The organism is Novosphingobium sp., assembly GCF_019748365.1.
Classification (GTDB): domain Bacteria; phylum Pseudomonadota; class Alphaproteobacteria; order Sphingomonadales; family Sphingomonadaceae; genus Novosphingobium.
Genome location: NZ_JAIEPN010000055.1, coordinates 14,698 through 40,114, shown reverse-complemented (window position 1 = coordinate 40,114; position 25,417 = coordinate 14,698). Strand labels below are relative to the sequence as shown.

At 66.0% G+C, this 25,417-nt stretch carries 23 protein-coding genes; 10 read left to right on the top strand and 13 right to left on the bottom strand.

The window, feature by feature from the left end; all coding sequences use genetic code 11:
• Window positions 1-143 precede the first annotated feature (143 nt).
• The gene (locus K5Q19_RS07855; protein WP_292943090.1) at window positions 144-1,085 is read right to left on the bottom strand and encodes a hypothetical protein; all 942 of its coding nucleotides are present in this window, start codon (window positions 1,083-1,085) and stop codon (window positions 144-146) included.
• A gap of 26 nt (window positions 1,086-1,111) precedes the next feature.
• Window positions 1,112-1,930 carry a glutamate racemase gene (murI, locus tag K5Q19_RS07850; RefSeq protein ID WP_292943131.1) on the bottom strand — a complete coding sequence of 273 codons (819 nt, stop codon included), beginning with the start codon at window positions 1,928-1,930 and terminating at the stop codon, window positions 1,112-1,114.
• Between the two features lie 83 nt (window positions 1,931-2,013).
• On the opposite strand from murI, the gene plsY reads away from it, so the two are divergent.
• The 4 genes from plsY to topA all read left to right on the top strand — a co-directional run bounded on the left by plsY (window position 2,014) and on the right by topA (window position 7,565).
• The gene (plsY, locus tag K5Q19_RS07845) at window positions 2,014-2,610 is read left to right on the top strand and encodes a glycerol-3-phosphate 1-O-acyltransferase PlsY (RefSeq protein WP_292943088.1); all 597 of its coding nucleotides are present in this window, start codon (window positions 2,014-2,016) and stop codon (window positions 2,608-2,610) included.
• A 2-nt stretch (window positions 2,611-2,612) separates the two neighbouring features.
• Entirely contained in the window at window positions 2,613-3,752 is a 1,140-nt protein-coding gene (gene dprA, locus K5Q19_RS07840; protein WP_292943085.1) for a DNA-processing protein DprA, read from the top strand.
• Window positions 3,753-3,867: 115 nt separating this feature from the next.
• A complete protein-coding gene (locus tag K5Q19_RS07835) occupies window positions 3,868-4,866 on the top strand; it encodes a hypothetical protein (protein ID WP_292943082.1) in 999 nt (332 codons plus the stop codon).
• Window positions 4,867-4,988: 122 nt separating this feature from the next.
• Window positions 4,989-7,565: a type I DNA topoisomerase gene (gene topA / locus K5Q19_RS07830; protein WP_292943079.1), complete on the top strand. Its 2,577-nt coding sequence runs from the start codon at window positions 4,989-4,991 to the stop codon at window positions 7,563-7,565.
• Between the two features lie 72 nt (window positions 7,566-7,637).
• On the opposite strand, the gene K5Q19_RS07825 is transcribed toward topA, so the two are convergent.
• From K5Q19_RS07825 to lepB, 4 genes are read right to left on the bottom strand one after another with little or no spacing between them, the layout of a single operon-like run.
• Window positions 7,638-8,309, bottom strand: coding sequence for a spermidine synthase (locus tag K5Q19_RS07825; protein ID WP_292943076.1), 672 nt, complete (start codon window positions 8,307-8,309; stop codon window positions 7,638-7,640).
• A complete protein-coding gene (gene era / locus K5Q19_RS07820) occupies window positions 8,306-9,214 on the bottom strand; it encodes a GTPase Era (protein ID WP_292943074.1) in 909 nt (302 codons plus the stop codon). The genes K5Q19_RS07825 and era overlap by 4 nt, the downstream gene beginning before the upstream one ends.
• Before the next feature lie 7 nt (window positions 9,215-9,221).
• The gene (gene rnc / locus K5Q19_RS07815; RefSeq protein ID WP_292943129.1) at window positions 9,222-9,863 is read right to left on the bottom strand and encodes a ribonuclease III; all 642 of its coding nucleotides are present in this window, start codon (window positions 9,861-9,863) and stop codon (window positions 9,222-9,224) included.
• A gap of 32 nt (window positions 9,864-9,895) precedes the next feature.
• Window positions 9,896-10,765, bottom strand: a complete 870-nt coding sequence (gene lepB, locus K5Q19_RS07810; RefSeq protein WP_292943072.1) for a signal peptidase I — start codon at window positions 10,763-10,765, stop codon at window positions 9,896-9,898.
• A 153-nt stretch (window positions 10,766-10,918) separates the two neighbouring features.
• Between lepB and pgi the strand changes: the two genes are divergently transcribed.
• The 4 genes from pgi to K5Q19_RS07790 all read left to right on the top strand — a co-directional run bounded on the left by pgi (window position 10,919) and on the right by K5Q19_RS07790 (window position 15,703).
• Window positions 10,919-12,442 (top strand): glucose-6-phosphate isomerase, encoded by a 1,524-nt coding sequence (pgi, locus tag K5Q19_RS07805; protein ID WP_292943070.1) that lies wholly within the window; start codon window positions 10,919-10,921, stop codon window positions 12,440-12,442.
• Window positions 12,443-12,532: 90 nt separating this feature from the next.
• Window positions 12,533-13,888, top strand: a complete 1,356-nt coding sequence (gorA, locus tag K5Q19_RS07800) for a glutathione-disulfide reductase (protein ID WP_292943067.1) — start codon at window positions 12,533-12,535, stop codon at window positions 13,886-13,888.
• Between the two features lie 58 nt (window positions 13,889-13,946).
• On the top strand, window positions 13,947-14,669 hold the full coding sequence (locus K5Q19_RS07795; protein ID WP_292943064.1) for an SDR family NAD(P)-dependent oxidoreductase: 723 nt from the start codon (window positions 13,947-13,949) through the stop codon (window positions 14,667-14,669).
• A 17-nt stretch (window positions 14,670-14,686) separates the two neighbouring features.
• Window positions 14,687-15,703, top strand: coding sequence for an aldehyde reductase (locus K5Q19_RS07790; RefSeq protein WP_292943062.1), 1,017 nt, complete (start codon window positions 14,687-14,689; stop codon window positions 15,701-15,703).
• Window positions 15,704-15,724: 21 nt separating this feature from the next.
• On the opposite strand, the gene K5Q19_RS07785 is transcribed toward K5Q19_RS07790, so the two are convergent.
• The 4 genes from K5Q19_RS07785 to K5Q19_RS07770 all read right to left on the bottom strand — a co-directional run bounded on the left by K5Q19_RS07785 (window position 15,725) and on the right by K5Q19_RS07770 (window position 20,015).
• The gene (locus K5Q19_RS07785; protein ID WP_292943059.1) at window positions 15,725-16,522 is read right to left on the bottom strand and encodes a molybdopterin-binding protein; all 798 of its coding nucleotides are present in this window, start codon (window positions 16,520-16,522) and stop codon (window positions 15,725-15,727) included.
• On the bottom strand, window positions 16,522-17,367 hold the full coding sequence (locus K5Q19_RS07780; RefSeq protein ID WP_292943057.1) for a cytochrome b/b6 domain-containing protein: 846 nt from the start codon (window positions 17,365-17,367) through the stop codon (window positions 16,522-16,524). Before K5Q19_RS07780 ends, K5Q19_RS07785 begins: the two co-directional genes overlap by 1 nt.
• Window positions 17,368-17,491: 124 nt before the next feature.
• On the bottom strand, window positions 17,492-18,622 hold the full coding sequence (locus tag K5Q19_RS07775) for an ATP-grasp domain-containing protein (RefSeq protein WP_292943055.1): 1,131 nt from the start codon (window positions 18,620-18,622) through the stop codon (window positions 17,492-17,494).
• Window positions 18,623-18,626: 4 nt separating this feature from the next.
• A complete protein-coding gene (locus tag K5Q19_RS07770) occupies window positions 18,627-20,015 on the bottom strand; it encodes a cytochrome P450 (protein ID WP_292943053.1) in 1,389 nt (462 codons plus the stop codon).
• 91 nt (window positions 20,016-20,106) lie between these two features.
• Here K5Q19_RS07770 and K5Q19_RS07765 point away from each other — a divergent pair, with 91 nt between their 5' ends.
• The gene (locus K5Q19_RS07765) at window positions 20,107-20,868 is read left to right on the top strand and encodes a hypothetical protein (RefSeq protein ID WP_292943050.1); all 762 of its coding nucleotides are present in this window, start codon (window positions 20,107-20,109) and stop codon (window positions 20,866-20,868) included.
• Window position 20,869: 1 nt separating this feature from the next.
• A complete protein-coding gene (crtD, locus tag K5Q19_RS07760; protein WP_292943047.1) occupies window positions 20,870-22,384 on the top strand; it encodes a 1-hydroxycarotenoid 3,4-desaturase CrtD in 1,515 nt (504 codons plus the stop codon).
• Here the strand turns inward: crtD and K5Q19_RS07755 are convergent.
• Genes K5Q19_RS07755 through K5Q19_RS07745 form a run of 3 tightly spaced genes read right to left on the bottom strand, consistent with a single transcriptional unit; the run spans window position 22,353 to window position 25,416 of the window.
• Window positions 22,353-23,336: a phytoene/squalene synthase family protein gene (locus tag K5Q19_RS07755; RefSeq protein ID WP_292943044.1), complete on the bottom strand. Its 984-nt coding sequence runs from the start codon at window positions 23,334-23,336 to the stop codon at window positions 22,353-22,355. The genes crtD and K5Q19_RS07755 overlap by 32 nt on opposite strands.
• 6 nt (window positions 23,337-23,342) lie before the next feature.
• Window positions 23,343-23,924 carry a TIGR00730 family Rossman fold protein gene (locus K5Q19_RS07750; protein ID WP_292943041.1) on the bottom strand — a complete coding sequence of 194 codons (582 nt, stop codon included), beginning with the start codon at window positions 23,922-23,924 and terminating at the stop codon, window positions 23,343-23,345.
• A gap of 7 nt (window positions 23,925-23,931) precedes the next feature.
• Window positions 23,932-25,416 carry a phytoene desaturase gene (locus tag K5Q19_RS07745; RefSeq protein ID WP_292943038.1) on the bottom strand — a complete coding sequence of 495 codons (1,485 nt, stop codon included), beginning with the start codon at window positions 25,414-25,416 and terminating at the stop codon, window positions 23,932-23,934.
• Window position 25,417 lies beyond the last annotated feature (1 nt).

Here is a 25,417-nt window from a genome sequence, read left to right as displayed (position 1 = left end):
CATATCTGCGCCCTGAACCCTGTCTCCATGGTGCGCCAGAACAGCTGCCCGGCCTGTCCGGCCGGGCAGCGTGCGGCGCTTTACGCCGCTTGCATCGGCTTTGCCAGCGGCATTTGGGTCATATCCCGTTGCGATACCGCTGCCTATCGTGCTGCCTTGCGCTTTGCTGCGGGCAGCCGCGTGGCGGGCGCGGCGACAAAGTGCGGCCCTGCGGCTTTGTCGGCGACCCAGCCATAATCATGCCCGTAGACAAGCGTAAGACCAGGCTCGCGCGCCTTCAGTTGCGCAAGTCCCTTGATCCAGCCGAGCGTGGCTGCCCGGTCCTCCTGGCCGACCCATTCCCCCATGTAGCGTGAACGCGGACGCTGCCATTCGACATTGCGGTGCATGGGAGCGGCATCGCCAGTGAACAGGTACTCCCGGCCATTCTGAAGGCGTACGTAAATCATCTGTGCGCCATCGCGATAACCGGGCGTCCGCATCACCGCGATGCCGGGGGCGATCGCGGCATAGCCGGCCGGATCATCAAGCTGCGCAGGGGCGGGACCGAGCGAGGCCATTATGGGGGGGGCGAGGGCTCGAAGCGCATCGATCTGGCGAGGATTGCCGATCACCTTGCCTGCGATCGCGCGATCGGAAAGCACCATCGAAACGGCCCCGCCGATATGATCGATCTCCTCGCTGGTAAAGATGATCCGGCGCGCCGCGCGCAGCCATCTATCTGCCGTCAGCTGCAGTTCGGGGTGATAGTGCTTGTAGCCGGATGCCATGGCTTGATCTTCGGACAGGCCCGAATTGATGATGGTATCGCCGCCGGGCGTGATCAGCCGCCAGACGAAAACCGCGGTATCGTCGGTCCGCAAGCCGCCGCCCGCGACCAGCAGCGTTCCGGGTTGAGTGTCCGTAGCAACCGGCGCGTACGCGATTGCTACAGGCCGCGGGCCCGGCTTGCTTTCGGCAAGGCTGCGCAGGCGCGCGATGTCGATACTGCGCGGCGCGACCGAAGTCGGGCCGGGATCCATCAGCAGCCAGTAGTACGGCACTGCCACAATCAGGATCAGCAGCAGGGCAATCCGGGTAAACATACTTCAGTTCGTTATCCCCGATCCGGTCAGAACACCAGCCGCCGGGCGATGCCATAGTGTGCCAATGCGGGGATTAAACACTCGTTCGCGGGATCGTCTTTCGTGAACAGGGCAATATCCCCTTCCGCGCTGTTCGCCCAGTCCTGACCCTGCGTGAGGAAGGCGATCCGTCGCGCGATCCCGTCGGAGCCATCGATAAAGCGCACGCCGGGCCCGAAAGCCTCGGCAAGTTCGGCTTCAAGCAGCGGGAAGTGCGTGCAGGCCAGCACAACCGTATCGATTCGCCCGCCGTCCGGCATGGCGCGCAGCGCGGCGGCGGCCCGCGTGAACACGGCCGGATCGACCGGAAGCCCGCGCAGCTTGGCTTCGGCGGCTGCAACAAGCTCGGGCGCGCCGTGGCGCAGCAGCCGCTTGTCGGCGGCAAACTCGGCCTCGAGGCGGTCGACATAGCCTTGCCGGATGGTCGCCTCGGTGCCGAGCAGGCCGATCACGCTCGTCCGTGTCATCGCCGCCGCGGGCTTGATCGCCGGCACTGTGCCCACGATCGGCACTTCAAGCACCTCGCGCACCGAGGCGAGCGCGATCGTGCTGGCAGTATTGCAGGCAATGCAGACAAGGCGCGGGCGATAGCGCTCGGTCAGCCGCCCCAGCAGCCCCGAAACCCGCGCTGCGATCTGCGCTTCGGTCTTGCTGCCATAGGGCAGGCCCGCATTGTCCGAGACATACATCACTGGCGCTTGCGGCAGCACCTTGCGCACTTTGCCCAGCACGGAAAGCCCGCCGACGCCGGAATCGAACAGCAGGATCGGGGCGGCAGGATCGGCAGATGCAGGCTCGGCGGTCATCACCTGCTCTTCTATCGGGAACGGTGCCAAAAAGGAAACCATGCCTCTCCCCTTTGTGCCCGGTGGCGGTTAAGACCTGCCCCATGAACTTTGCTGCTCCTTCCGCTGCTGCGGTTCTCGTCGCAGCCTATCTGCTGGGTTCGGTTCCCTTCGGATTGCTGCTCACCCGGCTTTTCGGCGCGGGCGACCTGCGCTCGATCGGTTCCGGCAATATCGGCGCCACCAATGTGCTGCGCACCGGGCGCAAGGGGCTTGCTGCGTCGACCTTGCTGCTCGATCTCGCCAAGGGGGCCGCCGCCGTCTTGCTGGCTCGGGCCTGGTTTCCCGGCACGGAAGGGCTGGCGGCCTTCGCTGCCGTGATCGGCCATTGCTTCCCGGTCTGGTTGCGCTTCAATGGCGGCAAGGGCGTGGCCACGACGATGGGCGTCTCGCTCGGCCTCGCCTGGCCGATCGGCCTCGTTTACGCCTTGGTGTGGCTTGGCATGCTGGCGGCCACGCGTGTTTCCTCGCTCGGCGGGCTCTGCGCAGTAATCGCAGCCCCGATTGCCGCGCTGCTGCTGGGATACAATGATTATGCGGCCGTGCTGGCGCTCCTCGCGCTCATGGTGATCTGGCTCCACCGCGCCAACATCGCCCGCCTGCGCGCCGGGACCGAGCCGCGCATCGGCCAGAAGGGGTGAACTTGCCTGCCCCTGATCTGACTGACAGCGACGTTCTCGCCCGCATCCGCCTGCTGCGCTCGCCCGGCATCGGCCCGGTCAGCTATTTCCAGCTCCTGCGCCGCTTTGGCGATGCTGCCGCCGCGCTGGAAGCACTGCCCGATCTCGCCGCGCGGGGCGGGGCACGCTACCAGCCCGTTCCGGCGCATCGCGTCGAGGCCGAGATCGCTCGCCTGCACGGCGCCGGCGGCCAGTATCTGTTCCACGATTCCCCCGCCTATCCGCGCCTCCTTGCCGCACTCGAAACCCCGCCGCCGGTGCTCACCTGGCGCGGCGATCTGGCGCTGCTGGGGCAGGGCGCGGTTGCCCTCGTCGGGGCACGCAATGCCTCGGCCGGGGCCTGCCGCCTGGCGCGGGACTACGCTGCCGCGCTGGCGGCGCGGGGTTATGCCGTGGTCTCGGGTCTGGCGCGCGGGATCGACGCGGCTGCTCACCGCGGGGCGCTGGCGGCGATGGAGTGCGGCGGCGGCACCATCGGCGTTATCGCCAGCGGGATAGACGTGACTTATCCCCCCGAACACGCCGAACTGCAGGAAGCGGTCGCGCAGCGCGGGCTCCTGCTGGCCGAAATGCCGCCGGGCACGGAACCCCTTGCGCGCCACTTCCCCTTCCGCAACCGCATCATCGCCGGGCTCGCCGCCGGCACCGTGGTCGTGGAAGCGGCGCCGCGTTCGGGCTCGCTCATCACCGCCCGTCTGGCCGCCGAGGCGGGGCGTGAGGTCATGGCAGTCCCCGGCTCCCCGCTCGACAGCCGCTCGCGCGGGTGCAACGATCTCATTCGCGACGGCGCGATCCTTGTCCAGTCGGCGGACAATATCACCGAACTGCTGGAGCGCTTCGATGGTCCGCAGCGTCTCAAGCTGCGCGAGCCGGTGTGGACCGGGATGGAGATGGAGGATTCCAGCTTCACTCCGCTCGCCGTTCCGGATGAAGGCCAGGTCGAAATCACGCATCTGCTGTCCGCGGCTCCTGTGGCGACAGACGAGTTGATCCGCCAGAGCGGCGCCAGCGCTGGCGCGGTGCAGATGGCCCTAATCGAGCTTGAACTGGCCGGTCGCCTGATCCGCCACGCCGGGGGCCGCGTATCGCTTGTCCAGGTTTGAGACGGATGGTCTCAAGCAATTAGTGCCATTCCGGCGACAATTGACGCATTCCCGATTTACCATTTATGGTCCGATTTGGATCTCACCGGGGGGTGAGGCGAAGGGGGATAGGACCATGAAAAGCCGTAATTCCATTGCTTTGGCGCTTGCCTTCACGGCGCTCACGCTGCCCGGGTTTGCCTATGCCGGCGATAGCGCGCCGGTTAAGGTTTCCGGCAAGGAAGCCGTGAAAGGCGCCACGGGCGCAGCGGTTGCCGCATTCAACGTGGGTTTCATTTTTGAATCGACCGGCCAGACCAAGGCGACCGGCGGCCTGATGGGTGCGTTCGGCGGCACCACCAAGGCGAAGTCCTCGCTCGTCGGTGTCACCCCCGAAATGATGCAGAAGATCGCCGATGCCGCCTACGCCGATTTCACCGCCAAGCTTGCGGCTGCGGGCCTGACGGTCAAGGATCCCGCCGCCGTCTTCGCCGCGCCCGAGATGGCCAAGCCCCATGGCCAGACCTCGCCACTCGATATCTCGATTGCGCTCGAAAAGAACAGCAAGGGCAAGGCGACTTATGTGAAGCCCACCGCTCTCCCGACGCTGATCATGGTCGCGGGCGATTTCCAGGGCAGCGGCTTGTCCAGCATGGGCCTCGCGATGGACGCCGGGCAGGCGGGTTACGCCCTCTCGCAATACGCCAAGGCCGCCGGAGTGCCGGTGATCGACGTTACCTACCTGATCGACTTTTCGGACCAGAAGCGCCCCGGCGCATTCAGCTTCGGCGGGCTCTCGGTCAATGCCAATCTCTCGGTCGTGCCGGGTTACAGCCGGATGACCGTGTTCGGCCCCAACGGCAAGACGACGACGGTCACGCTCAATCAGAGCGTCTCGGTCGATGGCGATTTCATCGACAAGCACGATGCCTCCAGCAGCATGGACAAGACCACCCAGGCCGCCGCCAATGTCGGCGGCGGCGTGATGGCGGCGATGGGCTATGGCGGCCTGCGCTTTGGCAAGACGCGCAAGTTCGAATTCGACGCCAAGCCCGGCAACTATGAGGAAGGCGCGGCCAAGGCAGCCGGTCTCGCCAACGATGTGCTGATAGGCCAGATCAACGCCCTGAAGTGATGGTGGGCGTTCCGGGCTGGACTTTCCTGAAAACCTGCGCAGAACGCGGGGCCTTGACGCGGGGGACGAAGGGTCTTCACCCTCGCGCGTACGTGTAAGGCCTCGAAAGTCCGTCCCAGCCCATGCAGCTCGTCATCGTTGAATCCCCGGCCAAGGCCAAGACCATCGAGAAGTATCTCGGTCCCGGTTTCAAGGTCCTCGCTTCCTACGGCCACGTCCGCGATCTGCCCGTGAAGGATGGTTCGGTGCGCCCGGACGAGGACTTCGCGATGGACTGGGAGCTCTATGGCGACAAGGCGGCGCGGGTGAAGGCGATCGTCGATTCGGCCAAGACCGCCGATCGCCTGATCCTCGCGACCGACCCTGACCGCGAGGGCGAGGCGATCTCGTGGCACGTGCGCGAGCTCCTCGCCAAGCGCAAGGCGCTGCCCAAGGATGTCGAGCGCGTTACCTTCAACGCGATCACCAAGGCCACCGTCACCGAGGCGATGAAGCACCCGCGCGAGCTGGATCAGGATCTGATCGACGCCTATCTCGCCCGCCGTGCGCTCGATTACCTGTTCGGGTTCACGCTCTCGCCTGTGCTCTGGCGCAAGCTTCCCGGTGCCAAGTCCGCCGGCCGCGTCCAGTCGGTCGCGCTGCGCCTCATCGTCGAGCGCGAGCGCGAGATCGAGACCTTCAAGGCGCAGGAGTACTGGTCGGTCGTCGCCATGCTGGAGCAGGGCGGGACGCCGTTCAAGGCGCGCCTCGTCCGCTTCGAGGGCGAAAAGCTGGACCGCCTCTCGCTGGGCAACGAAGGCATTGCCCAGCGCGCCAAGGCGACTGTCGAGGCCGCCACCTTCCGCGTCGAGGAGGTCGACACCCGGCCCACCCGCCGCAATCCCTATCCGCCGTTCACCACTTCCACGCTCCAGCAGGAAGCCGCACGCAAGCTCGGCTTCTCGGCCAGCCACACCATGCGGGTCGCGCAGACGCTCTACGAGGCGGGCGCGATCACCTATATGCGCACCGACGGCGTGCAGATGGACCCCAGCGCGATCAGCGCCGCGCGCGCCGCGATCAGCAAACGCTATTCGGGCCACTACCTCCCCGAAAAGCCGCGCATCTACGAAACCAAGGCCAAGAACGCGCAGGAAGCGCACGAGGCGATCCGCCCGACCGATTTCAGCCACGACCGTTACGGTACGGGCGATGAGGCCCGGCTCTACGACCTCATCTACAAGCGCGCGATGGCCAGCCAGATGGCCTCGGCCCTGATCGAGCGCACCACCGTCACCTTGCGCGAAGGCACCGGCAAGCACGAACTGCGCGCCACCGGTCAGGTCGTGAAGTTCCCCGGCTTCCTCGCGGTTTACGAGGAGGGCCGCGACCAGAAGGCCGATGGGCCCGACGACAGCGAGGACGAGACCAGCCTCCTTCCGATCATGAACACCGGCGATACGCCCGCCAAGCGCGGTGTTGAGGCGACCCAACACTTCACCCAGCCGCCGCCGCGCTATTCGGAGGCGAGTCTCGTCAAGCGGCTGGAAGAGCTCGGCATCGGGCGTCCTTCGACATATGCCGCCACATTGCAGGTGCTGAAGGACCGCAACTACGTCCGCACCGAGAAGAACCGCTTCTTCGCCGAAGAGAGCGGACGCCTGCTGACGGCCTTCCTCGAGCGCTTCTTCGACCGATACGTGGCGTATCAGTTCACCGCGGGCATGGAGGACGAACTCGACGACGTCTCGGGCGGGCGCGCGGCATGGAAAGCCGTGCTCGAAGCCTTCTGGCGCGATTTCAAGCCCAAGTCCGACGAGGTCATGGAGAAGAAGCCGAGCGAGGTGACCGCCGAGCTCGACACCTTCCTCGAGGACTATCTCTTCCCCAAGCGGGAAGACGGCAGCGATCCGCGCCTCTGCCCCAAGTGCCAGGCCGGCCGCCTCAGCTTGCGCGGCGGACGCTATGGTGCGTTTGTCGCCTGCTCGAACTATCCCGAGTGCAAATTCACTCGCAAGTTCGCGCAAGGTGGCGGCGAGGGTGAGGGCGGCGAGGGCGAGGAAGCCGGGCTCGGCAAGGACCCGGTCACCGGCCTTGAAGTCACCCGCCGCTCGGGCCGGTTCGGTCCCTACATCCAGCTCGGCGACGGCAAGGAAGCCAAGCGCGCTTCGATTCCCAAGGACATTCCCGAGCTTGATCTGGAATGGGCCCTGAAGCTCCTTTCGCTGCCGCGCGAGATCGGACCACACCCGGAAACGGGCAAGATGATCACTGCAAGTATAGGACGTTACGGCCCATATCTCGCCCATGATGGCAAGTATGGCAGGCTGAAGTCGACGTCTGAAGTGTTCGAGACAGGCATGAACGCGGCGGTGGTCAAGCTGGCCGAAGCCGCCGCCGGTGCAGGCGCGCGCGGCAGCCGCACGCCGGTCGAACCGCTCAACACCTTCGGGCCGCATCCTACGTCCGGCGGCGAGATGAAGCTGCTGGCCGGTCGCTATGGCGCCTATGTCACCGACGGCACGACCAATGCGACGCTGCCCAAGGACGTGAAGCCCGAGGACCTGACCCTCGAACAGGCCATCGCCCTGATCGACACCCGCGCCGCCGCCGCGCCCGCCAAGGGCAAGAAGAAAGCGTCGCCCAAGAAGGCTGCCGCGAAGGCTCCGGCCAAGAAGCCCGCCGCCAAGAAGGCGCCTGCCAAGAAGGCGGCGAAGTAACTTCCTTAAGCCCTCTCCCCTTGAGGGGAGAGGGTTGGGAGAGGGGCTTCCCAGCCTATCGTCTCGTAACGATCAATTCGGAGTCGCGAACCAGATCGTGTGCTTGGGCCCCTTGCCGTTGGTCCGTGCGGCCACGCGAATCTCGTCTACGGCAAAACCGTTCTTCTCCAGCCTGCGCGTAAATGCCGGGTCCGGCCCTGCCGACCACACTGCCAGCACGCCGCCTGCCGTCAGCGCCCGCCTTGCTGCGCGCAGGCCGGAGGAGCTGTAGAGCGCGCCATTGCCATCGCGCACCACGCCGTCCGGCCCGTTGTCGACATCGAGCAGGATCGCATCGTAATCGCCCTGCGCGCCGTCGATCTCGCTACCCACATCGCCCATGATCAGCCGCACGCGCGGATCATCGAGGCACCCGGCGGCGATGTCCGCCATCGGCCCGCGCGCCCACTGGATGATCTCGGGCACCAGTTCGGCCACGATCACTTCTGCCTTGGGCCCCAGCACTTCCAGCGCCGCGCGCAAGGTGAAACCCATGCCATAGCCGCCGATCAGCAACGTGGGGGCAGGGCGGCCCTTCAGGCGCTTGATCGTCTCGGTGGCGAGTGCAATTTCAGAGCCGCTCATGCGGCTGCTCATCAGCTCGTTATGCCCCATCACGATCATGAAATCGCGATCATGGCGAAACAGGCGCAGTTCGGTGCCCCCCGGCACTTGCGCCGTGCCCAGCAGTTCGCGCGTGATCATTTCACCCAGTCCAGCCCGATTTCCTCGTAGATTTCCTTGGCCTCGGCCCAGCCTTCCTCCACCTTCACGTGGAGGAACAGGTGCACCTTCACACCCAGCAGCTCGGCCAGTTCCTTGCGCGCCGCCTCGCCAATGGATTTCAGCTTCGATCCGCCCTTGCCGAGCACGATCGCCTTCTGGCTGTCGCGCGCGATCACGATCTGCTGGTGGATCTCGATCGAACCGTCACGGCGCGTCGCGTAACTCTCGGGCCGCACCGCGCTGTCATAGGGCAGCTCGTCGTGAAGCTGGCGGTAAAGCTGCTCCCGGGTGATCTCCGCCGCCAGCAGCCGCTCGCTGGCATCGGAAACCTGATCCTCGGGATAGTGCCAAGCGCCTTCGGGCATGCGCTCTGCCAGCTTGAGCTTGAGTTCGGGCACCCCGTCCCCGGTCAGCGCCGAGACGAAGAACACCTCGTCAAACCCGCCCTGCGGCGCCAGCTCCGCCGCCATTTCCAGCAGCGGTTCCTTGGCAATCGCATCCACCTTGTTGAGCACGAGGATCTTGCGCTCGGCGCGGTCCTTCAGGCTTTCGAGGATGGGTTCCAGATAATCGCGCTTCTTCTTGCGCCCGTCGACCAACAGCAGGATCGCATCGGCGCTGTCCGCGCCTTCCCATGCCGCATGCACCATTGCGCGGTCGAGCCGCCGCTTCGGCTCGAACAGACCTGGCGTGTCGGCGAGGATCAGTTGCACCCGCTCGCCGCCCGGCAGATCCTGCAGCGCGATCCCCATCAGCCGCGCGCGCGTCGTCTGCGCCTTGGCCGAGACGATCGCCACCTTCTGCCCGACCAGCGCGTTGACCAGCGTCGACTTGCCCGCATTGGGCGCGCCGATCACCGCCACGAGTCCACAATGTTCCGTCATATGTCCATCATCCATAGCGCGCCATGAAGGCTGCAGCCGCGCCGCGCTCGGCTTCCTGTTTGCTTGATCCGGTCGCCTGCTCGGAGCCGACCCCGGCCACCTCGACCTGCACCGTAAACACCGCCGCATGGTCCGGCCCGCTGCGTTCCAGCAGCGTGTAGACCGGTGGCTTGCGGCGATTGCCCGCTGCCCATTCCTGCAGCGCGGCCTTGGGGTGCTTGCGCTGCCCCGCGCCGCCCGCCATCGCAGGCTCCCATGCCTTGCGTACGAAGCTGCGCGCCGCATCGAACCCGCGTTCGAGGAAAAGCGCCCCGATCAGCGCTTCCATCACGTCGCCCAGCACATTGTCGCTTTGCCCGGCGCCATCGCCGCGCGCCTGCTTGCCAAGCCGGATATGCCCCGCGACGCCCAGCTTGCGCGCCACATCGGCACAAGTCTCGCGGCTGACGAGCACGTTGAGGCGCTGCGAGAGCTTGCCTTCCGCCGCCTCGCTCTGTTCGTGCAGCCACTCCGCGATGGCGAGGCCCAGCACGCGGTCCCCCAGAAACTCGAGCCGCTGGTAATCACGCGCCTCGCCCATCGATCCGTGGGTCAGCGCCTCGTGCCACAAGTCGGGCCGGGCAGGGGCCGCCCCCGTCAGCGCGGCGATGAAGCCCGCGGTCTCTTCCGAAAGCGCGCCGCTCAGAACGTACCCCCGATCCGGTCCGCCCGCAGTGCAGAGAACCAGGTCCAGGGCAGGAACCAGTTGGCACTGCCGTCGGTCGACCACATCACGATTGTCGCGCGGCCGATCAGGTTGTCCTGCGGCACAAGCCCGATCCCGCCGCCCTCGACCGCCGGAAAGCGGCTGTCCATCGAGTTGTCGCGGTTGTCGCCCATCAGGAACACATGGCCCGCAGGCACCACGACCGGCGGGGTGTCGTCTTGCGGCCGGTAGCCCAGATCGAGCACGTTGTAGGATTTGCCGCCCGGCAGCGTCTCGCGATACTGCGGGTAGTGGCAGCTCTGAATCCCGTTCGGTTCCACCGCCTCGAATTCCGGCGCAATGCAGCTCGTGTTGGCCGAAACCCGGATGACGAAATCGGCGACCTTGACCTTGGGCACGGCCACGCCGTTCAGGTGCAGCTGCCCGCCGATCATCTGCACAGTATCGCCCGGCAGGCCGATCACCCGCTTGATGTAGTCGACATCATTGCCCGGGGGTGCCTTGAATATCACCACATCGCCGCGCTTCGGCTGGCCCGCCATAATCCGGCTCGGCAGCAGCGGCAGGCTGAACGGCAGCGAGTATGACGAGAAGCCATAGGGCCACTTCGCCGCCAGCAGATAATCGCCGTTCTCGAGCCGAGGCAGCATCGATTCCGAAGGGATGTTGAAGGGCGAGAACACGAAGCTCCTGAAGAACGCCACGATAAGGACCAGCTTGATCACAAAGACCGGGAAGCTGTCTTCCTTGCGTTCCTTCTTCTTCGTGGGGGGCGCGGGTGCGTCCTGCACCGCCGACGTCGCGGTTGGCGAGCTCTGGGGCGTGTTTTCTGAGGGTTCGGTCATCGCAGCGGTCATGTGGAGGGGCCTCGCATCCGTCAAGCGCAGACTGCATGGATAGGCCCGTGCAGACGAATTTTGCAGGCACGCCGGTCGACCATCCCTTGCGCTTGGTCGAACGGGCGGGGTACGCCCGGCGCATCCCCAGGAGACGATACCATGGCTGCCACCGACACTGCCCCGCTCTGGACCGCGCTCGAAAGCCTGCCGCGCCCCACGCTCTCGGACCTCTTTGCCGATCCCGCACGGCTTGATCGTTACGCGACGGTGCTCGATCTCCCCGGCGGCCCGATTCGGTTCGACTGGTCGAAGACGCACCTCTCTCCCGAAGTCGAAGCCGTGCTGGACCAGATCGCCGATGCGGTTGATCTTCCCGCCAGCCGCGAGGCGCTGTTCGCCGGCGCGCTGATCAACAACACCGAGGGCCGCGCCGCCACGCATATGGCCGAGCGCGGCGTCGGCAATCCCGCCGCTGCCGAAGAAGCCGAACGCTTCCACGAACGCATGCAGGTGCTGGTCGAGGCGATCCATGAAGGCTTGCTCGGCGAGGTGAAGAGCCTCATCCACATCGGCATCGGCGGCTCGGCGCTTGGCCCGGCGCTCGCCATCGATGCGCTGGCGCGCGACGACGCCAAGGTAGCCGTCCACGTTGTCTCCAATGTCGATGGCGCCGCGCTTGCTGCCGCCACCGCGCAGTGCGATCCCGCCACCACCCTGATCGCGGTCGCTTCCAAGACTTTCACCACCACCGAAACGCTGATGAACGCCGTGAGCGCGCTGGATTGGCTGCGCGAAGGCGGCGTGGAGGACCCCTTCGGCCGCGTCGTCGCGCTCACCGCCGCGCCTGAAAAGGCTGTCGCCTGGGGCGTTGACGAAACGCGCGTCCTGCCTTTCGCCGAGACCGTCGGCGGCCGTTACTCACTGTGGTCCTCGATCGGCTTCCCCATCGCGCTCGCGCTGGGCTGGGACGGGTTCGCCGCCTTCCTCGCCGGGGCCGCCGCGCTTGACCGCCATTTCCTTGAAGCGCCGATGGCCGAAAACGTCGTCATCCGCGCCGCTTTTGCCGATCTCTACTATACGCAGGCCCGGCACTGCGGCAGCCGTGCGGTGTTCGCCTACGACGAGCGGCTGCGCCTCTTGCCGAACTACCTCCAGCAGCTCGAGATGGAATCGAATGGCAAGCGCGTTACGGCACAGGGTGAGCCGCTCACTCGCCCCAGCGCCCCCGTTACGTGGGGCGGTGTCGGCACAGACGCGCAGCATGCGGTGTTTCAGCTCCTGCACCAGGGCACGCACCTGATCCCGGTCGATTTCCTTGCCGTCAGCGTACCCGGCCATGATTTTGATCCGGCGCACCACCGGACGCTCCTCGCCAACTGCTTCGCGCAAGGCGCCGCGCTCATGGCCGGCAAGCCGGGTGAGGGCGACATGGCGCGCGACTATCCGGGCGACCGCCCCTCCGCCACGATCCTCTGCGACGAACTCGGCGCCGCCACGCTCGGCAGCCTCATCGCCTTCCACGAGCATCGCACCTTTGTCTCGGCAATGATGCTGGGCATCAATCCCTTCGACCAGTTCGGCGTCGAGCTTGGCAAGGCCATCGCCAAGTCGATCGAGGCGGGCGATGCCACATTCGATCCTTCCACGCAGGCCCTGCTGGCGGCCGCCGGGATCGACGGCTGAACTCGTAACGTCACGCGAAATCGCCGCGATTGGGCATTGGCGCGGCTGGGGGCAAACGCCATATAGGGCGCCGCATCAGGAGCCTCCCGCATGACCGATATCCAATTCGACTACGATCTCTTTGTCATCGGGGCCGGCTCCGGCGGCGTCCGCGCCAGCCGCGTGGCCGCCAGCCACGGTGCCCGTGTGGCCGTGGCCGAGGAGTTCCGCGTCGGCGGCACTTGCGTGATCCGCGGCTGCGTCCCCAAGAAGCTCCTGGTCTATGGCTCGCACTTCGCCGAGGAATTGCAGGACGCGGCCAACTACGGCTGGACGGTCGAGAACACCACGTTCGACTGGCCGACCCTGCGCGATGCTGTCCTGCGCGATGTCGACCGGCTCAATGCCGCCTACACCTCGACGCTCGAAACCCACAAGGTCGAGCGCTTCCTCGAGCGCGCGGTCATCACTGGCCCCAATTCCGTGCGCCTTGCTTCAGGGCGCGAGATCACCGCAAAGCACATCCTCGTCGCCACCGGCGCCTGGCCGGTCATGCCCGAATTTGAAGGCGCCGAGCATTGCATCACCTCGAACGAGGTGTTCCATCTCGAAAAGTTCCCCCGGCGCGTGGTGATTTCCGGCGCGGGCTATATCGCCATGGAATTTGCGGGCATTTTCAATGCACTCGGCAGCAACGTAACAGTTGTCAATCGCTCCGAGACTCTGCTGCGCACGTACGATGAAGCCCTGCGCGACCGGCTGCTCCAGATCACCATGGCACGCGGCATCCAGTATCGCTTCAATTCCCCGTTCGAAAAGGTGGTCAAGCGCGAGGATGGCCTCCTCGAAGTCTGGCTCAAGGGGCAGATCGATCCGATCCTTGCCGATCAGGTCCTCGTCGCCACGGGCCGCCGCCCCAAGACGGACGGGCTCGGCCTTGAAACCGCCGGGGTAAAGCTGGGCGAGAACGGCGAGATCCTTGTCGACGAGCGCGCCCAGACCAGCTGCCCCAGCATCTATGCCGTGGGTGACGTAACGGACCGCGTCCAGCTCACCCCCGTCGCCATCCGCGAAGGCCAGGCCTTCGCGGACCGCGTGTTCGGCGGCAAGCACGTAACGATCGACTATAGCTGCATCCCGAGCGCCGTTTTCTCGCAGCCTCCGCTAGCCGGTGTCGGCCCTACCGAGGGACAGGCGCGCAACAAGTACGGATCGATCAAGGTCTATTCGTCGGATTTCCGCCCGATGAAAAACATCTTCGCCCACAGGCCCGAGCGCGGTCTCTACAAGATGATCGTCGATGCCGCGACAGACCGGGTACTGGCGATCCACATGATCGGCCCCGAAGCGCCGGAGATCCTGCAAGCCGCGGCCATTGCGGTGAAAGCGGGCCTCACCAAGGCCGATTTCGATGCGACAGTTGCGCTGCATCCGTCGATGGCCGAGGAACTCGTGCTGATGAAGTAAAGGTTGCACATTGCAACCGACCCGTTAGTCTCTCCGGAAATCGTCCGGGGAGCACTGCATGAACCTTCAAGGCAAGACCATTCTGCTCACCGGCGGCACCGATGGCATCGGCCTGCGCCTTGCCCGCCAGCTGCGCGGCAAAGGCGCGGTCCTTATCGTTACGGGACGGACGCCCGAGCGGATCGCGGCGGCGCAGACGGAAGGCTTTGAAGTCATCGCTGCCGACCTTGCCGGGCCGGACGGGGTGGAAGCCGTCATCGCCGGTCTTGCCGGTCGTCCGATCGACATTCTCGTCAACAACGCCGGGATGGGGGCGGACCACGACTTCCGCATGGCCCTTCCGCGCGAGGAGGATGACGAACGCACGCTCTGGCTCAATGTCCACGCCCCGATCCGCCTGATCGGGCGCCTGATGGAGACATTGCGGGCCCGTCCGGAGGCGATGATCGTCAACGTGACGTCAGGCCTCGCCATCGCGCCCAACGCCGGTTCGCCGCTTTATTGCGCCACCAAGGCCGCCTTGCGCAGCTATACGATGGCCCTGCGCGCGCAATTGAAGGGCACCGGCATCCACGTCCTTGAGGCGCTTCCCCCACTGGTCGATACGGCGATGACCGCCGGGCGCGGCAGCAACAAGTTGGCGCCTGAGGAATGCGCCCGACAGATCGTTGCCGCGATGGAAGGCGGCAAGGACGAGGCCAATGTCGGAATGGTGAAGGTGCTGCGCGCGGTCTACTCGTTCTCGCCCGCGCTTGCCCGCTCCATCATGCTGCGGTTCTGATCGAAAGGAAGCCTCCCATGTCCAAGCAAGTCCTCGTCTCCGGCGGCAGCGGCTACATCGCCGGCTTCATCATTCAGCGACTTCTGGCCGAGGGCTGGACTGTCCACACCACGGTGCGCAACCTGAAGCGCGAGGCTGAATTGCGCCCGCAGCTTGGCGGCACGCCGGAAACCCTGAAGTTCTTCGCGGCCGATCTCACCGCCGATGCGGGTTGGGCCGAGGCGATGGCGGGCTGTAGCCACGTTCTCCACGTTGCCTCGCCCTTCAGCAGCAAACCGCCGCGCAATCCCGATGATCTTATCATCCCCGCGCGTGAGGGAACCGTGCGCACGCTGCGGATCGCCAAGGCGGCAGGTGTCCAGCGCTTCGTCCAGACCTCGTCGGTCGCCGCAATCGCCTATGGCCACGGAAAGGGCCATCACCACTTTACCGAGGCCGACTGGACCAACATCCACAGCCGCGATGCCTATGCCTACGTCAAGTCCAAGACGGTTGCCGAACGTGCCGCACGCGAGTGGATGGCGAAAGAGGGGGCGGGCATGGAATTCCTCTCGGTCAACCCCGCCGCCGTGCTCGGCCCGGTCTGGAGCCACGATTTCTCCGCCTCGATCGAGATGGTGAACCAGCTCCTCTCCGGCGCGCTCCCCGGCTGCCCCGATCTCGGCTTCGGCATCGTCGACGTGCGCGATCTCGCGGATCTCCACGTCCGCGTGCTCACTGAACCGGGTCTCGATGGCGAGCGTTTCATTGCCTCGGGTCCGTTCCTCAAGATGATTGAGGTTGCGCAGATCCTGCGCGCCGGAATGCCGCTCGAAGCACGCAGGGTACCCACGCGCCGTTTGCCGGACTGGCTTGTCCGCTTTGCCGCCAAGTTCAATCCGCTGATCCGTCAGGTCGTCGGCGAACTCGGCAACGTGCGCGATGCCAGCGCCGCCCACGCCTTCGAACGGCTTGGCTGGAAGACCCGCCCTGCCGAAGAATCGATCATCGACTGCGCGAAAAGCCTGATCGAACGCGGTATCGTGAAGGTCTGAAAGGGTGAGGGGCCGCGCCCCTCAGATCCCCGCAAACCACTGATAGCCGCGGTGATCCTCCCAGTAGCCGCCCTTGCCGCCATGAATCGCATCGAGCGAGGCAACCGCTTCCACGCGCATCACATACTTGGCCTGCTTGTAGCCCAGCTGCCGTTCGACCCTCAGGCGCAGCGGCGCGCCGTGGCCGACCGTCAGCAGTTCGCCGTTCATGTGCGTCGCCAGGATCGTTTGCGGGTGGAAGGCATCGATCATGTCGATGCTCTCGTAGTACGGGATGCCGCCTGTGCTGTCCGCGCAATGGAACACCACGTACTTGGCGTTACTGGACATGCCTGCGCGCTTGAGGATCAGGCCGAGCGGTACGCCCGACCATTCGCCGATCGCGCTCCAGCCTTCCACGCAGTCGTGCCGCGTGATCTGCGTGCGCCGGGGGGCGGCCATCATCTGCGCCAGACTGATGCGCAGCGGATGCGCCACCATGCCGTCGACGCTCAGCGTCCAGTCGGCAAACTTGTTCGCCGCGAGCGTGTTGTACTCGCTCGTATTGGGGTTCTGGTTGCCGTTCTGGCGGAACACCGGCGACATTTCGGCCCGGCTGAACTCCTGCGCAAGCGCGTTACGGTCCGTGACGAGACGCTGCGCACGGTGCGTCGTCTTTTCGCCAAGGCTAAGGAACGATTTGACCGTCGGCGAGGCGTTGATCTGGTCGCAGCCGGCCAGCAGCAATCCCGCGCCGCCAATCAGGGCGTTACGCCGCGTGACGAGTGAAGTGGGGCGTTCAGCGGGCAAGATAAGCCCGGAAGTGTTGTCCTTGCTCATTACGACCGCTCCTTCGGCAGACGGTACCAGCCCGTGATGATCGAGCGCAACTCGTTGAACGGCCCTGCCAGCACCACCGCCAGCAGATGCACCGCGATGAAGGCGGCGAACCCGGCCGCGCAAAGGAAGTGGATCGAGCGCGCCGAGGGCCGCCCGCCGAAGATCTCGGCCAGCCAGGGGAAGGCCGCGTTGAGCGTGGGCGACATCGTGCAGCCGGTCAGGATCACCACCGGGATCAGCACGAAGAGCACCCCGAGGTAGGCGATCTTCTGCAGCGGGTTATAGGCTCTCGCCGCTTCGCCGGTAGGGAAGCGCAGCCGCGCATGTTCCTTGATGTCGTGCCACAGGTGCGCGATGCTGCGTTCTTCACGCTTCAAGGCAAGATCGCGCCGCAAGTGACCGGAAACAAGGTTATATGCCATGAACAGTGTCGCGCTGATCAGCAGCACCCAGGCAAACGCAAAGTGCCATTGGCGTGCATCGGCAAGACTGTAGGTCGAAGGGATCGTGACGAGTGGCGGGAACGCATAAGGCACACCCTGCGCGTAGCCGAGGAAGCCGGTCGTCGCGATCTCGAACCCGCCGATTTGCACGAACCCGCTGGTGCCGCGATGGCTGATCACCAGCCAGGGATGATCAAGGTTCGCGCCGTAGACGCCCCAATAGAGCCGGGGATGAGCATTGAAGATCATCATCCCGCTCATCAGCATCACGAAGATGCTGAGGGCATTGATCCAGTGCCAGATCCGCACCGGCAGTTTCGTTCGATAGATCAGCGGCGAGGTATCCACCTCCGCCCGTCCTGCCGGGCCATCGGCCCCGTTCTCCGCAGATTGTGTCGCCATTGTCCCGCTCCGCCAAGCTGTGCGCACGCGGCGAGCAGGCGCTTCCCGGTCGGAAGCGCAAACGCCGCACACGCTGGTTCGGACCAGTCGTCCAAATCGTTACATTTCGTGGAAAACAGCTCCGTTATCCGTCATACCACCCCACGTCCGCCGTCGCCACCTCGCCAAACCGGGCGCCCTTGGTGATCGCTTGCCAGATGATCGGCCACGAGGTGCCGATCATGCTGAGGAACGGCCAGGGGTCCCGCCAGTCCCAGCTTACGTCGCGTGTGGTAACGAGGCTTTTCAGCGCGGGCACGAACCCCTTGCGCCGCAGCATGGCCCCCTGCGTCTCGGTCAGGCAGGCGTAGAACTGCTGCAGACGCTGCTCGGGACGCACCCGCACCGGACTGCTCCAGCCCGGGTCCAGCACCGCGCGGGCAATATCTTCCGGCTCCCAGAAATGCACCCCGCTCGTCGCGCGCGGATTGCACTCGATGGCATAAGGCACGCCCGCTGCATCGACGATGAAGTCGAACGAGATGAACCCGCTCCAGCCCGTCTCACCCACAAACCGCGCGATCCATGCATCGATGGCGGGAACCTCGACCCGTTCGAACGCAACCGCGACCGAGCCCGACATCAGCGCCCCGCGATAGACCATCGTCGCCACCACGCGGCCGCCTTGTGCAATCGTGCAGGTGCTGTGCTCGCGCCCTTCAACAAACCGCTGCACCACTGCGGGCCGCGCCGGATCGGCGAGGGGCAGGGGCTCGCCCCCATGCAGTATGCTGAGCCCATTGCCCGAACACGAAAACACCGGTTTCACCACCACCGGGCCACACCGTGCCAGCGCCTCGGCCTCCGGGCTTCCCAGCGGCGCGCTTTCGGGCACGGCCAGCCCCATCGTTGCCGCCTTGCGCACGAAGCTCGCCTTGTCATGCAGCGCCAGAACCGCGTCCGGCGGCATCGTGAAGAGCCCCACACCCTCCGGCAGCATCCCCGCCAGATGCGCCACGTGCATCGTCTCTTCCGAAACGGGAACGACCAGATCGACCTTCTCGCGCGCCACGATCTCGTTCAGCGCCGACAGATAGGCCGCCTTGCCCGTGATCGGCGCCGGTACCTTGAACTCGCGCGTCACGTGCCGCGATGCGCCCGCCAAGGTCCAGCCATAAGGGTCGGCCACCAGCACCCGGCACCCCGCCTTGGCAAAACCCCGCGCCAGATCGAGCGCCTTGGGCAGCCTTCCCAGTGTCAGCAACACTGTCGTCATGACGTCACGCTTTCGAAACCCGCACCATGATCTGCTTCGCCGGCCGCGTCGTCAGCCGCGCTGCGGGCCGCACTGCGCCTGCCTGCTCGATATGGAAGTCGAACCGGCGGAACAGCCGCGCGATCAGCAGCACCGCCTCGGTCAGCGCAAAGGCCGCCCCGGCGCAGACGCGCGGGCCCTGTCCGAAGGGAATATAGGCCCCCGGCGTCAGCTCGCTTTCGCGCGCGGGCAGAAAGCGGTCCGGATCGAACACATCGGGGTCCTTCCAGAAGCGCCGGTGCCGGTGCAGCACCCACGGCGCCACCATCACCAGTGCCCCGCGCTTGACACGGCGGCCGCCGATCGTCGTCGCCTCGGTCGCCACGCGCGGCAGGAAGGTGATCGGCGGATAGAGCCGCAGCGTCTCGCGAAAAAGGTTGCGGACTGTCAGCAGGTGCTTGGTCTCCTCGAAACCGATGGGGCCGTCCTCGCCCGCCACTTCGCGGATTTCCTGCCGCACCCGGGCGACGAGTTCCGGCTGCATCGCCAGCAGATAGAACGCCCAGGTCAGCGCACTCGCGCTTGTCTCATGGCCTGCAAGGAACAGCACGCCAAGCTGGTCGATCAGCTCTTCCCGCGTGAAGGCCGTCCGCGTGAAATCGTCGCGCGCCGCGATCACTGCCGCGGCGATATCGTCGAAATGCTCACCGTTCGGCCCCACATGCGTATCCAGCAGATCGCCCAGATGCCCGCGTATCCGCTGGCAGGCCTCCAGCACGAAGTCCTTCTGCGGCACCGGAGTCCACGCCGGGTCCATGATGAGCCGCCGGATCTCGACTTGCGCCACGCTGTGCTCGAACACGGTGAAGGCATCGAACACATCGTGCGCCGCCCCGGTCTCGAGCCCCGTGCTGAACACCGTGCGGCAGATGATGTCCGCAGTCAGATGGCTCATCGTGAGGTCGAGCGAGAATGCAGCGCCATCAGCCACTCGCGCCGCAAGTGTCTCCTCGCAGGCCTCCGCCCCATCCTGCATCGCCGGAAACGCGCGGTTGACCCGCATCATCGTGAAGGCCGGATCGATCATCCGCCGCTGCCGCTGCCAGACGTCCCCCGAAGAAACGAAAATCGAATCGCCGATCAGCGGGGCGAGCGCGTCCACCATCAGGTCGCTCTTGGGAAAGATGCCCTCGGGATCGGACAGCACCCGCCGCACCTCGTCGGGCCGGTTCACGATCAGGATCGAACGCCGCGAATAGCCCAGTGGCCCGACATCGCAACGGTAGGCACTCGCCGGCAGCAGGCTGAGCAGATCGCCGTCCCCGCGCAGGGCCACGCGCAGCAGCGCCGTCACCGCGCCGAGGGATGTCGGGCGCGGCGGGCGATAGTGTGACGTGCTGGCAGTCTGGCTCACAGGATTCCCCGGATGATCTGCAAGTGTCATCTTATGTTTACACCGGCGCTGTCCAGTGGAATAGTCGTGCCGACAAGAACCGGGGGATGCGATGGAACTTCTGCTGTTCCGCTGCCTGATTGCAGCCCATATCGCTGCCGGGGCGACCGGCGCGATCGCGTTCTGGATTCCGGTCGTCGGCCGCAAGGGCGATGTGAACCACCGCAAGTGGGGCCGCATTTTCACCAAGGCCATCCTCATCACCGGCTGCCTCGCGCTGACGATGAGCCTCTTGACGCTCTACGATCCGATGACGGTTCACCCGCACCTTGTCGGCAAGTTCGATGCCGATTTCGTGCGCGGCATGTTCGGCGTGATGATGCTGCACAACGCGATCCTCACGCTCAATCTTGCCTGGTATGGCTGGCTCTGCGTGCAGAACCGCCGCAATGTCGCGGCCAATCGCACGCCGCTCAATGTCGCGCTGCAGTTCCTCGTGATGATCGCCGCGGTGGTCTGCGCATGGGACGGCGCGCGGATCAACCAGCCGCTGATGATGCTCATTTCGGTCGTCGGCATGGCGACCGGGATCACCAATCTCCTGTTCCTCTATGGGCGCAATCCCTCGCCGGTGATGTGGCTCAAGGAACATGTGAAGGCGCTCGTGGGCGCGGGAATCTCGGTCTACACCGCTTTCCTTGCATTCGGCTCGGTGCGGCTGGTCCCGTCGCTCGCGCTGCATCCGGCGATGTGGTCGGTCCCGCTTGTCACGGGCCTCATCATTCTCATCTACCACCGTATCCGCATCGACCAGAAGGCGGGGATCAGCATCGTTCCGCAATTCCGCTCGCGCCGCGCTGCGGCTTCGGACTGACGTGGCGTCCAGAAAGGTCGTCGTCGTCGGCGCGGGCATGGGCGGCCTTTCCGCTGCCGCCGACCTTGCGCGGCAGGGGCTCGACGTTACGGTCGTCGAGCGCGCCGCGAGTGTCGGCGGCAAGATGCGCCGGGTCGAAAGCGGCGGCCTCCATATCGATGCCGGCCCCACCGTCTTCACAATGCGCTGGATCTTCGATGGCCTGTTCGGCGATGCGGGCGAGCGGCTTGAGGACCACCTTGGCCTGATCACGGCGGAGACGCTGGCCCGGCATGCGTGGCAACACGGCGGCAAGCTTGACCTCTTCGCCGATGTGGCCCGCTCGGTGGATGCCATCGGCGACTTCGCCGGGGCCGCCGAAGCCAAGGCCTACCGCGATTTCTGCGCCCGCAGCGCTGATATCTACAAGACGCTCGCCGCCTCGTTCATTGCTGCCGAGCGCCCCTCCATCCCCGGCCTCGTCGCGCGCCTTGGCCCCTTCGGCATTCCCGCGCTGATGCGGACCGTTCCCATGCGCACGCTATGGGGCGCGCTCGGCGATCACTTCAAGGACCCGCGCCTGCGCCAGCTGTTCGGGCGCTATTCGACCTATGTCGGCTCCTCGCCCTGGGCCGCGCCCGCCACACTTATGCTGATCGCCCATGTCGAGCAGCAAGGCGTCTGGCTGGTGCGCGGCGGCATTCACGAAGTCGCCCGCGCCATTGCTGGGCTTGCCGAACGACACGGCGCGGCCTTCCGCTTCGGGGCGCATATGGAGCGCATCGTGATCGAGCAGGGCCGCGTCGCCGGGGTCGAACTGGCCTCGGGCGAACGTCTCCCTGCCGATGCGGTCGTCTTCAACGGCGATATCTCGGCGCTGACCGATGAAGTCCGCCCGGTCCCGGCAACCGCGCCCCTGAAGCGCTCGCTTTCCGCCGTAACCTGGTGCCTCGCCGCGCGCACCTCGGGCTTCGATCTCGCGCACCATAATGTCTTTTTCGCAGAGGATTACGGCGCAGAGTTCGAAGCGATCTTCAAGGATCGCCGCGTGACCCAGACTCCCACCGTCTACCTCTGCGCGCAGGACCGGGGGGAGGGCAGTGACCACCCCGCCGGCACGCCCGAGCGCCTGCTTGCCCTGATCAACGCCCCCGCCGATGGTGACAAGGGCCCGCTCTCGGATTTCGTGCTTGGCGATCTTGCTCGCCGCAGCATGGGCCTGATGCGCGATTGCGGGCTGGAACTCACCGCTGTTGACGAGCCCGTCATCACCGATCCCTCCGGCTTCAACGCGCTGTTTCCGGCGAGCGGCGGCGCGCTCTATGGCCGCGCCAACCATGGCATGATGGGCAGCTTCGCGCGGGCCGGGGCGAAGGGGAAAGTCCCGGGGCTCTATCTCGCGGGCGGCAGCGTCCACCCGGGGCCGGGTATTCCCATGGCCACGATGTCTGGTCGCATCGCCGCCGCGCGCCTTGTCGCCGATCTGGCGGGCGACCGGCGAACTGTCATGCTTCCTGCCGACCAGCCATGGCCTTGAGGCTGGTGCGCGACCATTTCGGCCGCGGCGCGCCGGCCGGCCGCCCCAGCGCATGAAGCCCCGCGCGCAGGACATGCGCGATCTTCTCGCCGCGCGAGGTGAACACGCGCGCATCCCACACGCGCGGGCCGCCCGCCGCCACCTTGCGCGCGATCGCGCCATAGATGCCCGCCGCTGAAAGGATCGCCCAGCGCTGGCGATAGCCCAGCCGCGCCGCTCCGACCCGCGCGGAGGCCTCGTAGTCTGCTGCCAATACGGCCAGCCGCTGCACCACGCCCACCAGCGCGGCGCGGTAGCAGGGGCGCAACTGCTCACCGGGCGGGATGTCCGCCTCTGCCAGCCATTCGGCGGGCAGGTAGCAGCGCCCGCCGCGATCGTCCTCCGCCACATCGCGCGCGATATTGCCGAGCTGGAAGGCAAGCCCAAGGTCGCAGGCGCGGTCGAGCGTGTCGTCGTCGTCCGGCGCCACGCCCATGACCACCGCCATCATCACGCCGACCGCGCCCGCGACATGGAAGCAATAGCGCAGCAGATCCGCCTCGGAACGCGGCGTCCAGTCCTCGGCATCGAGCGCAAAGCCGTCGATCACGTCCTCGGCCATGCCCCGCGTCAGCCCGCATTCGCGCGCGACGACGCCCAGCGCGTCGAAGCTCGGATTGCCGGTCGGCAGCCCGGCCATGGCCAGATCGGTCAGCCGCCGGATCGTCGCGAGCCGCTCTGCCGCGTCGCCCCCGGGCGTGGTCCCCAGTTCGCCGCCAAGGTCCTGTTCGTCGGCAATGTCATCGCAGGCGCGGCACCAGGCGTAGAGCAGCCAGACCCGCTCGCGCGTCGTCCGGCCAAACAGGCGCGAGGCTGCTGCAAAGCTCTTCGACCCCCGCGCAATTGTCTCGCGGGCATGGGCAACAAGGGCAGCGCGGTCCGGTTCCGGCAGCGCTGCAGCGGGTTCAGTCACGCCGCCTCACAAGTCCTTCGCGGACATCTGGATGATCGGTTTATGCGGCACATGCGCCGCCATCCGCGCTAGCAGCACATCGAGCGAGTGCTCGGCCAGGATGATGCCGCCATGGACCGGACGAATGAACCCGACCTCGATCATGTGCGTCTGGAAAGCGAGCAGCTTGTCGTAGAACCCGAAAGCATTGAGCAGGCCCACCGGCTTGGCGTGATAGCCAAGCTGCGCCCAGCTCACGGCTTCCCACAGCTCGTCCATCGTGCCGACACCGCCGGGCAGGGTCAGGAACCCGTCCGACAAGTCGGTGAAGGCCTGCTTGCGCTCATGCATGGTCTCGACGACCGTGAGGCTCGTGCAATCGGGGTTGGCGACTTCGGCTTCGGCCAGCGCGCGCGGGATCACCCCGATCACTTCGCCGCCCGCTTCCAGCGCGCCTGCTGCCACCGCACCCATCAGGCCCAGCCGCCCGCCGCCATAGACGACCCCGATGCCGCGCCCGGCAAGCTCCGCGCCGACCTCCCGCGCCAATGCAACATAGCGCGAGTCGGCCGGTGATGCCGAACCGCAATAGACCGCCAGCCGTTTCACGCCGCTCTCACGCCCCCAGCAAATCCTCGATCATCAGGCCAGCCGTCGCCTTCGCGCTGCCGACGACGCCCGGGATACCCGCACCCGGATGAGTGCCCGCGCCAACAAGATAGAAGTTCTGAATCGCATCGTCACGGTTGTGCGCACGGAAATATGCGGATTGCGTGAGCAGCGGCTCAAGGCTGAACGCGCTGCCCTGATGCGCAGAAAGATCGATCGAGAAGTCCTTGGGCGTGTAGGAAAACTTCGTCACGATCCGGCTGTGGATGTCCGGGATCAGGCGGCGGCCCACTTCGTCGAGCACGCGCTTTTCGAACTGAGGCCCGATTTCGTCCCAGTTGATCGGCAGCTTGCCCATGTTGGCCACCGGCACCAGCGCGTAGAACGTGCTCATCCCCGGAGGCGCCATGCTCGGATCGGTCACCGAGGGGTGGTGCAGATAGATCGAGAAGTCTTCCGGCAGCACGCCATGCTTGTAGATGTCGTCGAGCAGTCCCTTGTAGCGCGGCCCGAACAGGATCATGTGGTGCGCGATCCCCGGCCAGGTCCCTTCCACACCGAAGTGGACGACGAACAGGCTCGGCGAGAACTTCTTCTTCTTCAGCGACTTGGCGCGCCGCTGCGCATGGCCGTTGTCGGGCATGAGGTCGGCGTAGGAATGCACGATGTCGCCGTTGGAGGCGACCGCATCCACGCTCTCGCGCCAGCCGCTCTTGGTCTCGACCGCCGTCACCCGGTCTCCGAGCGAGTGGATGTGCACCACCGGATCACCCAGCCGCACCGTGCCGCCAAGCCGCTCGAAGTGCTTGACCATCCCTGCGATCAGCTTGTTGGTGCCGCCCTTGGCCCACCACACGCCGCCGTCCTTCTCCAGCTTGTGGATGAGAGCGTACATCGCGCTCGCGGTCATCGGATTGCCGCCCACCAGCAGCGAGTGGAAGCTGAACGCCTCGCGCAGCTTCTCGTTCTCGATATAGCTGGAGACGATCGAGTAGACCGAGCGCCACGCCTGATAGCGGATCAGCGGCGGCGCGGACTTGATCATCGAGGCGAAGTCGAGGAACGGCACCGAGCCGAGCTTGACATAGCCTTCCTCGAACACGCCCGCCGAGAACTTCAGGAACTCGGCATAGCCCGCCACGTCGCGCGGGCTGAGCTTGGCGATCTCCGCATTGAGGATCGCCTCGTCGTTGGTGTAGTCGAAGTTGGTCCCGTCCGCCCAGTTCAGCCGGTAGAACGGCTTGACCGGCACGAGCTCAACGTCTTCGGCAATGTCATGGCCCGAAAGCGCCCAGAGTTCCTTGAGGCAGGGCGGATCGGTCACCACCGTCGGCCCGGCGTCAAAGGTAAAACCGTCGCGCTCCCAGTAGTAGGCGCGCCCGCCCGGCTTGTCGCGTGCCTCGATCACGGTCGTCTGGATTCCGGCTGACTGCAGGCGGATCGCCAGCGCCAGTCCGCCGAAACCGGCTCCGATGACGGCTACTTTCTTCATG